Source organism: Saccharopolyspora hattusasensis (genome assembly GCF_050972075.1).
Classification (GTDB): domain Bacteria; phylum Actinomycetota; class Actinomycetes; order Mycobacteriales; family Pseudonocardiaceae; genus Saccharopolyspora; species Saccharopolyspora hattusasensis.
This window is the reverse complement of the sequence record NZ_JBPCDC010000001.1, coordinates 2,156,129-2,169,257: the sequence shown is the minus strand read 5'-3', so window position 1 is coordinate 2,169,257 and position 13,129 is coordinate 2,156,129. Positions and strand designations below refer to the sequence as shown.

Genomic DNA, 13,129 nt, shown 5'->3' with positions numbered 1-13,129 from the left:
GGCCCGTGAGTGTTTTTGGGTGCCATAGCACCCAAAAACACTCACGGGCCCTGAAGCAGGGCGTGTGCCCGGGTGGTCCCCGCCACCTATGTCCGGACGAGGCTCCTGACGCCCGGGAGTCCGTTCTGACGTGCTGTTGACGGCCGGGTCCGGGTGCTCTGGTAGAGAAGGGACATGGCAGGTGCACAACCCCGGAAGCGGAAGGGGGAGACGGCAGAGCGGACCGCGGCGGCGACCCGACCGGTGGCCCGCGTGCTGGTCGACGTCCCGCTGCCGGTGCACCTGGACCGCCCGTTCGACTACCTGGTACCCGACCGGCTGGACGCCGAGGCGGTGCCGGGCTGCCGGGTGCGGGTGCGCTTCCGGGGCAAGCTGGTCGACGGCTACCTGTTGGAGCGCAACGAGACCACCGACTTCCAGGGCACCCTGTCCTGGGTCGAGCGGATCCCCTCCCCGGAACCGGTGCTGAGCCCGCAGCTGCTGGAGTTGGCCCGCGCGGTGGCCACCCGCTACGGCGGGATGCTCGCCGACGTGGTGCGCCTGGCGATCCCGCCCCGGCACGCCGCGGCGGAGAAATCCGCCCCCCGCGAACCCGGACCACCGCCGCCCAGGCCCACGGCCGGAGCCTGGGCCCGTTACCAGCACGGAACGTCCTTTTTGGACGCCGTGGACGCGGGGCGATCGGCTCGGGCGGTCTGGCAGGCACTACCCGGCGAGGACTGGCCCACCCGCCTCGCCGAAGCCGCCGCCACCGCGGCGGCGGCCGGACGCGGCGCGCTGATCGTCGTACCCGACCACCGAGACCTGCAACGACTGCAAGACGCCTGCACGGCGCTCCTCGGGGAGGAAGGCGTCGTCGCTCTCGCCGCCGATCTCGCCCCGTCGATGCGCTACCGCCGCTGGCTTGCCGTGCTGCGCGGCGCGGTGCGCGTCGTGATCGGAACCCGCGCGGCGATGTTCGCCCCGGTCCACGACCTGGGCTTCGCTGCGGTCTGGGACGACGGCGACGACCTGCACAGCTACCCGCAGGTGCCCTACCCGCACACCCGCGACGTGCTGACCCAACGCGCACACGCGGCGGGAGCGGCGCTGATCGTCGGAGCATTCGCCCGAACCGCCGAAGCGGCGCTGCTGACCGAATCCGGTTGGGCGCACGAACTGGTCGCGCACCGCACGGAAGTGCGGGCAGCGGCGCCGCGGGTGACCGCGATCGGCGAAGACGACACCCAACTGGCCCGCGACCCGGCGGCGCGCGCAGCGCGGCTGCCGTCGGTGGCTTTCGAAGCGGCGCGGGCCGCGCTAGGCGCGGGAGCACCGGTGCTGGTGCAGGTGCCGCGGCGCGGCTACGTGCCGGCGCTCGCGTGCGGCGACTGCCGCGAGCGAGCGAGATGCCGCCGGTGCGCGGGGCCGCTGGCGCTGCCGGGGGGCAGCGAAGGCGGAGTGCCGAAGCCGGCGGCGTGCAGCTGGTGCGGAGCCGCGGAAGCGGCGTTCAAGTGCAGCTCCTGCGGCTCGCGGCGGCTGCGCGCCGTAGCGGTCGGCGCCAGCCGCACCGCGGAGGAGCTCGGGCGAGCGTTCAGCAACGTGTCGGTGCGGACCTCCGGTGCGGGCGAGATCTTGGCGAAGGTACCGGCGAAGCCGGCGCTGATCGTGTGCACCCCAGGTGCCGAGCCGGTCGCCGAAGGCGGCTACGGCGCGGCGCTGCTGCTGGACGGCCGAACCCTGCTGGGCCGCCCCGAGCTCCGCGCGGCCGAGACGGCGCTGCGGCTGTGGTTCGCGGCGGCTGCGCTGGTCCGGCCCGCCCGCGATGGCGGGCGAGTGGTGGTCATGGCCGACTCGTCGCTGCAACCGGTGCAAGCACTGGTGCGCTGGGACCCGGCGTGGTTCGCATCCCTGGAACTCGCCGAGCGAGCGGAGCTCGGCTTCCCGCCAGCCCGCCGCGTCGCCGCGGTGGACGGCACGCCGGAGGCGATCGAGGCCCTGCTGGACTCGGCGGAGCTGCCTGCGACCGCCGAAGTCCTCGGCCCGGTGCCGCTGGGCGAGGTCGACGAGGACGGCAGTTCGGAGCGGGAACGCCTGATCGTCCGCGTCGACCGGTCCGAAGGCCGAGCCCTGGCGGGCTCCCTCCACGCGGCCCAAGCCGTCCGGGCGGCCCGGAAAGCCGCAGAACTCCAAGTCCGCCTGGATCCCCTGGAAATGCTCTAGGGCTGATCATTCGGCTTCCAGAGCCAGACTCAGCACCTCGGCGGCGACGGCAGCGCTGCGGTTTCGGCCGAACGGCTCGACTTGCACGTTCGTCACCAGCGTGTCGTCTTGCCGCGAACCGTAGCGGTAGCCAGTGAACTCCACGGTCCGGTAACGCCTCATCTCCTTCGGTAGCTCAAGGACGTTTCCGGTGCCGTGCACGTCCACGAGATTCTTGAATTCGGCAGCATTTGCTGCATTGGGCGGCTCTTCGCATCTGATGGGATCTTGTAATCACGTTGCTACGCATGGTGTACACGTCGCGATGACGGTGTGTCGCCATTCGGGGCGAGTGGATAGGGAAGCGACGCAGCGCGAGCGGCGTTGCTGGTGGGTGACGATGTTGAACCCGAACGCACGCCGGTAGCCGAGTTTGACCAGCCGGTTGACATTTTCGGCGGCCGCGTTGCTGAGCCCGGTGAGCACGCCACGGGCGATCGCGGCACGCGAGGTGGAGATGGTCTGCACCAGGGTCTGAATCTCCGGGACATTGTCGCCGATCGTTCCGCAGAACACGAAGAACGCCTCGAACACCCTCCGAACCTGGTGGCCGGTCGTGGCCACACCGGTCTGGTTGGGCGACAGACCGATCACCGCGCGCAGCAGTTCGTTGGCCCGCCACGTTCGGCGGCACGGGTTTCGGCTTCGATGTCGGCTATGAGGCGCCAGACCGCGTAGGCGCCGTCGCCGCCTCCGGCGTGCTGGCCTGTGGAGAACGCGATGGCTCTGGTCGGCAGTTGGGTGGTGAGCATGGCGAGGATCAGCAGGTTGAACAGGACGAACGTGCCGAGCCGGATCCAGAATATCGGTGGTTCTCCTTCGGTTGGGCCGGGGGTGTCAATTTCGCGAGAAATTGACGTTCACCCGGGTGACGGTCAATTTCTCGCGAAATTGCGCCGGCCCCGGGTGATCACAGGCGGGTGGGCAGGGCAAAGGCAAGATCACTGTGTGTTGCGCCCCGCAACTTGGAGTGACAGGACGGGGAGTGTTCGTGTGCGGTCCCTGCTGATCCATTCGGTTGTCCGGCGGATGTCGTTGTGTCGGGCATGACGCAGCAGCCACGGCCCGATCAGTCCTTCCAGCTTCGCTACATCGACATTTTCCAGTGCGCGCCGGATCGTGGACGTATCCGGGACACGGAAAAACCCGCGGAACCAGCACCATCGTCCACCTATTTTCCGCAGTAACGACGCCGGCAGATCGGCGACCTGGTCGGCGATCTGCCGGAAATTCGACGCGCCCGCCAGCACCGCGATCAACGACGCCGCGAGAAGGAACGCCAAACTGTACACACGGCCCTTCCGCTTACGGCGATCCGGCACCTTGCCGAGCAACTTCATCAGTTCCGCCAGATCGGCATCATCACCGTCGGCGCTACCCGGAAACGACGCCCATGACGAGCCATGAGAAAATGACAACGGATGGCCTTCTTCTGGAGTTTGGTTTTTCGCAATTTCCATGATCCCAGAAGGAGGCCATCCTCCATCTCCCGGCCCAGCACGCCAACCCGGCCGGCTACCCTACGAGCCGAGTTGATCACTCCGCGCGATCTTGCCTTAGCCCTGGGCGGGTGGGGGTGTGCCAGCAGCGCATGCAGGTATCCTCGCGGATCCAGTGCACTTCGGACCGGTCGTGCAGCTCCGCTGCGTTCGCCTCCGCTCCGCAGAACGCCTTCACCCGCTCGTCGCGCGAAACTTTCCTTGCTGCGATGGGAACGCGTTGGCGGCCTCCCGTGACCGGGTGACAGACTTAGGTCTGGTGGCCGGATGTAGGCAAGACCTGTCACGAATTCCGTGTAAGTCACGGATGGAGTTGATCTCGTTGTGTTTACAGCACGCTCGTCCACATGGGACTGCCTGCATTCCTGTGGGGCGAAACTGATGCGCCGGGACTAACGGCGCGACCAATCAAGATCCGAATGAAGCACGCTCCAAGCGCGTGTATTCGAACGGTGACACCTTCGGGGTGGGTTCGTGTCGTCGAGCGCGGATTCTGGCGGACCATCAAGACGATGACCCCGCGCTGCCTCACGGTGCGACTACCGGCTTGCGGAAGAAGATGCGGAAGAAGACGCGGTGGTAGCCGTCCTGTTCGGCGCGGCCCGTTTCGGTGTAGCCGTGGCACCGGTAGTAGCCGAGGTGCTCACGACGTCGTTGGTGTAGAGCCGGATTTCGGTCATCCGCTGTCTAGCCGACTCCCGGTCGGCCAGCGCCAGCAGGTCGCACCCGAGACCCCGGTCTTGGGCGTCGGGATGGACCGCGCACCGCGACGTTCTCCAACGGCATCACGTCGCCTTCCGGCACGAGCACCAGCATCCCCAGGACGCGATCGCCGTCCTCTGCGACCCAGACCTGGTGCGTGCGCAAGGCAGCCGAGTAGTCGGCGGTCATCGGGGCCGGAAGCCGGTCCATGCGCTCCGGAGGTCCTGGCGGGTGATGGAGAAGGTCGGGCTGCGCCACATTCGGACGTTCTGCCACGACTGGCCGGGCGGTCCGATCGAAGGTGCTGCGCGGGGCGACGTCGAATACGCGGCGACCCGCGAGGAATGGCTGGCTCAGTACTCGTAGAGCCGGGCGCCGACCGCGGCCGACGGCGCGGTCTTCCGGTCGGCCGGGGCGGAGATCCGGTTCGGATCGCCGTCCGAGGTGTAGCGGCGATCCGGGGCGGCGGCGAGCTTGTCCAGCCACGCCGTGGAGCCGTACTGCGCGTCCTGGCCGGTCGTGCCCTGTGAGCGGATCCGGGGCACGTTGGCCGGGTCGAAGTCCGCCGACCACGGCGACGGCGCGGGATTGGAACCGACCAGCATGACGCTGTCGTGGTGGTAGTCGACCCCGTCGGCCGAGCCATCCGCCGCCAGCCGCTCGTTCTTCGGGTGCACGCCCAGCGGCAGGGCGATCGACCGGACCTGCACGCCCGGCACGGCACCGGTGATGAACCGCTGCATCCCGGCGATCTGGTGCCCCACCTTGGCATCCGGGGTGCGGCCGAGGTTGGCGTGGTCGAGCGTGTGGTTGCCGATCTCGAAGCCGTGCTCGTGCAGCCAGGCCAGGGTGCGCCGACCGGTGGGTTCCCCGAACGGCGGATCGTTGACGTAGCAGGTCGCCACCGGGCGGAAACCGGGATGCGCGGCGGAGACGTCGAGCAGGATGCGGATGCCGGTGTCCGCCGCCGGCTCGCCCGCACCGTCTAATGTGAACTGGCCGATCGATCCGTCGTCGAAGGTGAGCACCACCGGGTGCTTGCCGACCGGGACGTCGATCCGGCCGGTGGCGTATTCGGTTGCGGTCACCGGCACATAGTCCTCGGCGGCCAGCCGTTCCAGTTCCGCGCGGAAATCCTCCGGCGTGCGGTCGTAAACGCTGCTTGGCGTGGGGACGATCCGGTGGTACATGAGCACCGGGACGTCGCCGAGCTCGTTGGCGCCCATCGATTCCGGTGCCGGCAGCGGGGGTGCCGGCAGCGGGGGTGGCGCGGGCGGTTGGCCGACCGCGTTGGGTTGCGCCGGGCCGGTTTCGCCGCTGCACCCTGCGCAGACCGCGAGCAGGACCGCCGCCGTCGCCACGACGCCGACGCGAACGTTCCGCAGTGCTGACCGCATCCCCACCAACGTAGAAGACCGGCTCCCCTGCTGTGGATACGCCAAGAGGTCATTGATCTCCCGCGCTCGCTGCGAGGATGGAATTGTCGGTCATCGCGGCCGGCGAGAACTTGATCGAGCACGAATTTCGTGCACCCGCGCGAGTTCGCCTGAAATCGGGAGGCGAAAGCGATGGCGGATGCTGGTTCCAGCACGGCCCGCGCCAAGTCGGTGCCGGCGGACATGCCCAAATCTGTCGTGGTCGTGGTGGGCAGCCTGGTGGTGCTGCGCCTCGGCTTCCTGCTGCCGAGATTCATGTCCACGGAGGACGTTGAAATCGCAGGGCTACCGGACCATCCGATCATGCCCGCCGAGGTGGGTTCGATCCAGATCTGGACCGGAGGCGCCGATGGGGTGCGCGTACTGATCGACGGCAGTGAAGTCCCGACGGTCGACCAGCAAGGCGCACGAGCGGTGCAGGTGGCGGGCGTGCCGGACGGGCCGCACGAGTTGCGCGTCGTGGTGCCACGCAGCCCGTCCTGGCTCGGTTCGGTCACCACCACCCGGATGTTCACAGTGGACAGTGTGCCGCCTGCGCTGCAGGTCGAGGACTCGCTGCGGCCGGACGGGCCGGACAAGCCGGTGACGGTCACCGGGACCGTGCAGGACGCCACCCGGGTGGAGGTGGCCGGCAAGCCCGTGATGCCCGATCCGCAGGGCGGGTTCAGCGCGGTCGTCGACCGGCCGGACCGGGAGGTCCAGGTGGTCGCGACCGACGCGGCGGGCAACCGGGCCGAGCGGACCATGACCGTCCACATCAGACGTGCCGGGATGCGCGCGGTGCACCTGACCGGGCTGGCCTGGACCAGCGGCTCGCTGCGCGAACCCGTCCTGGAGATGGCCCGGCAAGGCAAGATCGACACCATCGAGCTGGACCTCAAGGACGAGAGCGGCGGGGTTGTCTACGACTCCGCGGTGCCGATGGCCCACCAGATCGGCGCGGTCAAGGGCTACTACAACGCGAGGCAGGTCCTCGACCATTTGCACGGCCTGGGCGTGCGGGTGGTCGGTCGGCTGGTCGCCTTCAAGGACCCGGTGCTGGGCGCGGCGTCCTGGAACGGCGGGCACCCGGAGCGGGTCGTACAGACCGCCGCCGGGCAGCCCTGGACCAGCGGCGCCTACGGCAGTTATGCGTTCACCAACTTCTCCGATCCCGTGGTCGTCCGGTACAACATCGACCTCGCCGCCGAGGCCGCCGAGCTCGGCTTCGACGACGTCCTATACGACTACGTGCGGCGGCCCGACGGGCACATCGAGCAGATGCGCATCCCGGGCCTGACCACCACGCCGGAGGCCGCGATCGCGGACTTCCTGCGGCAGACCCAGACCGAGGTGCGGTCGCGGGGCGCGCTGCTGGGCGCGTCGGTATTCGGCATCTCGGTGGACCGGCCGACCGAGATCGCCCAGGACATCCGGCAGGTCTCGCGGTACGTGGACTACGTCTCGCCGATGGTGTACCCGTCGCACTGGGCTCTGGGGGAGTTCGGCGTCGGCAACCCCAACTCGCAGCCCTACGACATCGTGGCCCGTTCGCTGGCGGCGTTCGCCAAGGCGGTCGAGGGCACGGAGGTGCAGATCATCCCGTGGCTGCAGGACTTCAGCCTCGGCGTCAGCTACGGCCCGGGCGAGGTGGCGGCGCAGATCAACGCGGCGCGGGCCAACGGCATGAACTCGTTCCTGCTGTGGGCCCCCAACTGCCGCTACCACGACGCGGCCCTCAACCCGGCGGGTTGACCGCGGAGGACGGCGGTTCGCCGGGGCTGGCGGTTCGCCGGGGCTGGCGGTTCGCCCCGGGGCCGGCGGCGATTTCGCGCGAAATCGTCACCTCTCCCGCACGCGGGCCGGCGATTTCGCGCGAAATCGCCGGTGCTCGCGCCACCGGCAGGCCGCAAACTTATCGCGAAATCGGCCTGCGGCGCGGCGAACGCTTGTCATGGCGCCGCTGTTGTATTGGGGGCGCAGACTGGGCAGAGTATGGCCTTGTCGATGTTGGAGGTGGCGATGCCCGCGAGGCCCGTTCGACTCACCCTGGGTGTGATCACCGCGTGCGCCCTTGTCGCGCCGATGGCGCAGGCGGTCCCGGGCGGGCCACCTGAGCCGCCCAAGCAGGCCGAGGCGACCGGCTTCGGCGGTGCCGTGTCCAGCGTCGACCCGTACGCGACGCAGGCCGGGATCGAGGTGCTCCGGCGCGGCGGCACCGCCACCGACGCGGCGGTCGCGGTCGCTGCCGCCTTGGGCGTCACCGAGCCCTACTCGGCCGGCGTCGGCGGCGGGGGCTTCTTCGTGCACTACGACGCCAAGACCGGCGCGGTCGAGACGATCGACGGGCGGGAGACCGCGCCCGCCGCCGCCCGCGAGGACATGTTCGTGGAGAACGGCAAGCCGATCCCGTTCGACCAGGCGGTCACCAGCGGGCTCGGCATTGGTGTGCCCGGCACCCCGATGACCTGGCAGGCGGCGCTGGACCGCTGGGGCACCAAGGACCTCGCCGAGGTGCTGCGCCCGGCCGAGCAGCTGGCCCGCAAAGGCTTCGTCGTCGACGAGACGTTCCGCCAGCAGACCGAGGAGAACCAGGAGCGCTTCAGCGCCTTCCCGGCGACCCGCGACCTGTTCCTGCCGGGCGGGAAGCTCCCCGAGGTCGGCAGCGTGCTGCGCAACCCCGACCTCGCCCGCACCTACCAGGCGCTGGCCACCGAAGGCATCCGCGCGCTGTACAACGGCGAGATCGGCGCAGACGTGGTCAAGGCGGTGAACCAGCCGCCGGCCGACGCGGCCGCGAACCGCCAGGTGCGTCCCGGTGGCATGACGGTCGACGACCTGAGCGACTACCGGACCAACGAGCAGGCGCCGACCCACGTGACCTACCGCGGGCTCGACGTCTACGGCATGGCCCCGGTCAGCTCGGGCGGCACGACCATCGGCGAAGCGCTGAAGATCCTGGAGCGTACCGACCTCGCCGGCGCCGACAAGACCGCGTACCTGCACCGGTTCCTGGAGTCGAGCAAGATCGGCTTCGCCGACCGCAACCGCTGGGTGGGCGACCCGGAGTTCAACGACGTGCCCACCGACGAACTGCTCAGCGAGGAGTTCGCGGCCTCCCGAGCCTGCCTGATCAGCGACGACGCCGTGCTGCAGACCCCGGTCGCGGCCGGCGATCCGCGCAACCCGCAGGGCTGCCAGGCGGGCACCTCCGGCGCCGTCGAGCCGTACGAGGGGCCGAACACGACGCACCTGACCGTGGCCGATGCCCAGGGCAACATGGTGGCCTACACGCTGACCATCGAGCAGACCGGCGGTAGCGGGATCGTGGTGCCCGGTCGTGGCTTTCTGCTGAACAACGAGCTGACCGACTTCAACTTCACCCCGGTCACCCCCGGCCAGCCGGACCCGAACCTGCCTGGTCCGGGCAAGCGCCCGCGCAGCTCGATGAGCCCGACGATCGTGCTGCAGGACGGCAAGCCGCTGCTGGCGGCGGGCAGCCCGGGTGGCGCGACGATCATCACCACGGTCCTGCAGGTGCTCACCGGCCGCCTGGACCGCGGGCTATCGCTGGTGGACGCCATCGCGGAGCCCCGCGCCTCGCAGCGCAACGCCGCGCAGACCGAGGCGGAGCCGGGATTCCTGGCCCAGCCGGAGGCGGAGAAGCTGAAGGCCATCGGCCACCAGTTCAAGACGACCGGCGAGATCGGCTCGGCGACGGGCGTCGAACGGCTGCCCGACGGCCGCTGGGTCGCGGCGGCCGAGCGCGAACGACGCGGCGGCGGCGCGGCGGCGGTGGTGGTCCCGACCCGCTGAGGCCGGCGATTCGCCCGGCAGCTACCCGTGAGCACTTTTGGGCGCCATGGCACCCAAAAGTGCTCACGGCATTTGACCAGCGGAAACCGGGGTGCGACGGCCGGTGGCGCGGCGCCGCTACAGCGGAACTCCCACGCAGGCGACCTGGACCGGGCGACGACTAGACTCGTCGGGTCGCCAATCGTCGACGTCGACATCCCAGGGAGTTCAAGTGACCGTCCAGCCGATCAGACTCTTCGGCGACCCCGTGTTGCGCACCAAGGCCGATGAGGTGGTCGACTTCGACAAGGAGCTGCGCACCCTCGTTCAGGACCTGTGGGACACGATGCAGGATCGGGGCGGCGCCGGGCTGGCCGCGCCGCAGCTGGGCGTCGGCCTGCGGGTCTTCACCTACCACTGCGACGGGTTCGCCGGGCACCTGGTCAACCCCACGTGGACGGCGGTCGACGACGAGGAACAGTTCGGCCAGGAGGGCTGCCTGTCCATCCCCGGCATGTACTGGGACTGCCTGCGTGCCAAGCACGTGGTGGCCCGCGGCTGGAACATGCACGGCGAACCGGTCGAGGTCGAGGGCACCGACCTGCTCGCCCGGTGCGTCCAGCACGAAACCGACCACCTGGACGGCGTGCTGTTCGTCGACCGGCTCGACGAGCAGACCCGCAAGGCCGCGCTGCGCGAGATCCGCCAGGCCGCGTGGTTCGACGGCAACGCGCCGGTGATCAAGGAAAGCCCGCACCCGCTGTTCGGGGGTCGCTGACATGCGCGTGGTCTTCGCCGGCACGCCCGCCCCCGCGGTCCCCGCGCTGCAGGCGCTGCTGGATTCCGACCGGCACGAGGTCGCCGCGGTGATCACCCGGCCGGACGCCCCGGCCGGGCGCGGCCGCAAGCTGGTGCGTTCCCCCGTCGGGGCCCTCGCCGACGAGCACGGCATCGAGGTGCTCACCCCAGCCCGCGCCGCCGCCCCGGACTTCCTGCAGCGGCTGGAGGAGCTGGCCCCGGACTGCTGCCCGGTGGTGGCCTACGGCGCGCTGCTGCGGGAGAAGGCGCTGGCCATCCCGAAGTTCGGCTGGGTGAACCTGCACTTCTCGCTGCTGCCCGCATGGCGCGGCGCCGCCCCGGTGCAGGCGGCCATCAAGCATGGCGACGAATTCACCGGGGCCAGCACCTTCCGGCTGGTGCCCGAGCTGGACGCCGGGCCCGTTTACGGCGTGGTGACCGAGCAACTGCGCGCCACCGACACCGCCGGTGAGCTGCTGGACCGGCTCGCGGTCTCCGGTGCCGGCCTGCTGGCCGCCACCCTGGACGGCATCGAGGACGGCACGCTGCGCGCCGAGGAGCAGCCGAACGACGGCGTCAGCTACGCGCCGAAGGTGACCGTCGAGGACGCCAAGGTCGACTTCGCCGCCCCGGCCGCCGCGGTGGACCGGCTGATCCGGTCGGTCACCCCGCACCCCGGCGCCTGGGCGCTGCTGCGCGACGAGCGGTTCAAGCTAGGCCCGGTGTCCATCGTGGACGACGTGGAAGACGGGCCGGCCCCCGGCGAGATCCGGGTGGAGCGGCGGCGCGTGCTGGTCGGCACCGGGACGTCGGCGGTCGCGCTGGGCGAGGTGCAGGCGGCCGGGAAGAAGCGGATGGCCGCCACCGACTGGGCCCGCGGAACCCGTATCGAGCAAGGAGAACGGCTCAATTGACTTCTCTCCTCCCTGAAGGAAGGAGATTCAGTCCTCGCGGACTGAGTTTCCTGCTTCAACGACCGCAGCGTCCCCACCGTGGCGGTTCGGTCTCACACGATCTCACTCAGGCGTTCGGACCGGGGTGGTCCGGGTTCCCGCTCGACCAGCGGTACCCACGTACTTGCTCGGGTGTTCCCACTTGCGTGGGGGTGGTAGGTCTCACCTACCGAAATCAAGACTATCAGCGGTCGCTACGCGACCGACACGCGAGATCTGCTCCTCCCCACCCTGAAGGACGGGGCATCCGCAGATTGGAGATCAGGTGAACGATCGCCGCCGCCGGCCGTCCCGGCCGGCAAAGGCCCGCCCGCCGCAGCGCAAGTCCACCCCGGCCCGGCCGGCGGATATCGACCCGGCGCGCCTCGCCGCGGTGGAGACGCTGCGGGCGGTGCGGGAGCGCGACGCCTACGCCAACCTGGCGCTGCCGCCGCTGCTCAAGCAGCGCCGCATCACCGGCCGGGACGCCGCGCTGGCCACCGAGCTCACCTACGGCACCTGCCGGGCGCAGGGCCTGCTGGACGCCGTCATCGATGAGTGCAGCAACCGGCCGCTGGCCGAGCTGGACCCGAAGCTCCTCGACGCCCTGCGGCTCGGGGTCTACCAGCTACTGCGCACCCGGATCCCGGCGCACGCCGCCGTCGCATCCACTGTGGACATCGTGCGGTTCGAGAACGGTTCCAAGCTGGCCGGTTTCGCCAATGCCGTGATGCGCCGCGCCGCCGAGTCCGATGAGCAGGACTGGGTCGACAAGCTTGCCCCGGCGCGCGCCGAGGACCCGGTCGGCCACCTCGCGATGCGGTACGCGCACCCGCGGTGGATCGCGCAGGCCTTCGCGGATGCGCTCGGCGTCGACGAGCTGGAGGCGGCGCTGGCCGCCGACGACGCCCGGCCAGCAGTGCACCTGACCGCGCGCCCCGGCGAGATCAGCGCCGACGAGCTCGCCGCGATCACCGGCGGCGACCCCGCGCCGTACTCGCCGTACGGGGTGCGGCTGGAGGCGGGCGCGGGCGACCCCGGCGACCTGGAGCCGGTGCAGGAGGGCTTCGCCTCGGTTCAGGACGAAGGCAGCCAGCTGGTGGCGCTTGCGCTGACCCGGCCGGAGGTCGAGGGCTCGGACCTGCGCTGGCTGGACCTGTGCGCCGGGCCCGGCGGCAAGGCCAACCTGCTCGGCTCGCTGGTCACCCTTGACGGCGGCTCGCTCGACGCCGTCGAGCAGGCGCCGCACCGCGCTGACCTGGTGCGCAAGGCCACCGATGGGCTGTCGGTGTCGGTGCACGTGGCCGACGGCCGCGACCCCGGCCTGGAGCCCGGCTTCGACCGCGTGCTGGTGGACGCTCCGTGCACCGGGCTGGGAGCGCTGCGGCGTCGCCCGGAGGCGCGGTGGCGGCGGCAGCCGTCGGACGTCGGGGAGCTGACGAAGTTGCAGCGCGAGCTGCTGATCTCGGCGATCAAGCTGACCCGCCCGGGCGGCGTGGTGGCGTACGTCGTGTGCTCGCCGCACCTGCCGGAGACCGCGGGCGTGGTGTCCGACGTCGTGCGCCGCACCGGGGTCGAGCAGCTGGATGCGCGCCAGTACTTCCCGGACGTGCCGGACCTGGGTGACGGGCCGGGCGTGCAGCTCTGGCCGCACCGGCATGGGACCGACGCGATGTTCTGCGCCCTGCTGCGGGTGTGACGATGATGTGGGGCTGCCTGGTGCCCCGGGGCCTTGGTGATGGAGGAG

13 protein-coding genes are annotated in these 13,129 nt (G+C 70.5%); 7 read left to right on the top strand and 6 right to left on the bottom strand.

What is annotated here, in order from left to right; all coding sequences use genetic code 11:
• Window positions 1–174: 174 nt before the first annotated feature.
• The gene (locus ACRXBZ_RS09490; RefSeq protein ID WP_433878778.1) at window positions 175–2,202 is read left to right on the top strand and encodes a primosomal protein N'; all 2,028 of its coding nucleotides are present in this window, start codon (window positions 175–177) and stop codon (window positions 2,200–2,202) included.
• A gap of 6 nt (window positions 2,203–2,208) precedes the next feature.
• Here ACRXBZ_RS09490 and ACRXBZ_RS09485 read toward each other — a convergent pair whose 3' ends face one another.
• The 5 genes from ACRXBZ_RS09485 to ACRXBZ_RS09465 all read right to left on the bottom strand — a co-directional run bounded on the left by ACRXBZ_RS09485 (window position 2,209) and on the right by ACRXBZ_RS09465 (window position 4,652).
• A complete protein-coding gene (locus ACRXBZ_RS09485; RefSeq protein ID WP_433878777.1) occupies window positions 2,209–2,364 on the bottom strand; it encodes a hypothetical protein in 156 nt (51 codons plus the stop codon).
• A 111-nt stretch (window positions 2,365–2,475) separates the two neighbouring features.
• On the bottom strand, window positions 2,476–2,847 hold the full coding sequence (locus tag ACRXBZ_RS09480) for a transposase (protein WP_433883835.1): 372 nt from the start codon (window positions 2,845–2,847) through the stop codon (window positions 2,476–2,478).
• A complete protein-coding gene (locus ACRXBZ_RS09475) occupies window positions 2,832–2,993 on the bottom strand; it encodes a hypothetical protein (protein WP_433878776.1) in 162 nt (53 codons plus the stop codon). Before ACRXBZ_RS09475 ends, ACRXBZ_RS09480 begins: the two co-directional genes overlap by 16 nt.
• 189 nt (window positions 2,994–3,182) lie before the next feature.
• The gene (locus tag ACRXBZ_RS09470; protein WP_433878775.1) at window positions 3,183–3,659 is read right to left on the bottom strand and encodes a transposase family protein; all 477 of its coding nucleotides are present in this window, start codon (window positions 3,657–3,659) and stop codon (window positions 3,183–3,185) included.
• 768 nt (window positions 3,660–4,427) lie between these two features.
• On the bottom strand, window positions 4,428–4,652 hold the full coding sequence (locus ACRXBZ_RS09465) for a hypothetical protein (RefSeq protein WP_433878774.1): 225 nt from the start codon (window positions 4,650–4,652) through the stop codon (window positions 4,428–4,430).
• Window positions 4,653–4,673: 21 nt separating this feature from the next.
• Here ACRXBZ_RS09465 and ACRXBZ_RS09460 point away from each other — a divergent pair, with 21 nt between their 5' ends.
• Window positions 4,674–4,808, top strand: coding sequence for a hypothetical protein (locus ACRXBZ_RS09460; protein WP_433878773.1), 135 nt, complete (start codon window positions 4,674–4,676; stop codon window positions 4,806–4,808).
• Here the strand turns inward: ACRXBZ_RS09460 and ACRXBZ_RS09455 are convergent.
• A complete protein-coding gene (locus ACRXBZ_RS09455) occupies window positions 4,796–5,839 on the bottom strand; it encodes a polysaccharide deacetylase family protein (protein WP_433878772.1) in 1,044 nt (347 codons plus the stop codon). The two genes, ACRXBZ_RS09460 and ACRXBZ_RS09455, sit on opposite strands and share 13 nt — an antisense overlap.
• Before the next feature lie 171 nt (window positions 5,840–6,010).
• Between ACRXBZ_RS09455 and ACRXBZ_RS09450 the strand changes: the two genes are divergently transcribed.
• The 5 genes from ACRXBZ_RS09450 (at window position 6,011) to ACRXBZ_RS09430 (ending at window position 13,081) form a co-directional block, all read left to right on the top strand.
• Window positions 6,011–7,612 carry a putative glycoside hydrolase gene (locus ACRXBZ_RS09450; RefSeq protein ID WP_433878771.1) on the top strand — a complete coding sequence of 534 codons (1,602 nt, stop codon included), beginning with the start codon at window positions 6,011–6,013 and terminating at the stop codon, window positions 7,610–7,612.
• 267 nt (window positions 7,613–7,879) lie between these two features.
• Window positions 7,880–9,673, top strand: coding sequence for a gamma-glutamyltransferase (ggt, locus tag ACRXBZ_RS09445; protein ID WP_433878770.1), 1,794 nt, complete (start codon window positions 7,880–7,882; stop codon window positions 9,671–9,673).
• A gap of 211 nt (window positions 9,674–9,884) precedes the next feature.
• Complete coding sequence (def, locus tag ACRXBZ_RS09440) at window positions 9,885–10,430, top strand: peptide deformylase (protein WP_168584536.1); 546 nt, start codon at window positions 9,885–9,887, stop codon at window positions 10,428–10,430.
• A gap of 1 nt (window position 10,431) precedes the next feature.
• Window positions 10,432–11,364 (top strand): methionyl-tRNA formyltransferase, encoded by a 933-nt coding sequence (gene fmt, locus ACRXBZ_RS09435; protein WP_433878769.1) that lies wholly within the window; start codon window positions 10,432–10,434, stop codon window positions 11,362–11,364.
• 304 nt (window positions 11,365–11,668) lie between these two features.
• Window positions 11,669–13,081, top strand: coding sequence for an RsmB/NOP family class I SAM-dependent RNA methyltransferase (locus ACRXBZ_RS09430; RefSeq protein ID WP_433878768.1), 1,413 nt, complete (start codon window positions 11,669–11,671; stop codon window positions 13,079–13,081).
• The last annotated feature ends 48 nt before the right edge of the window (window positions 13,082–13,129 follow it).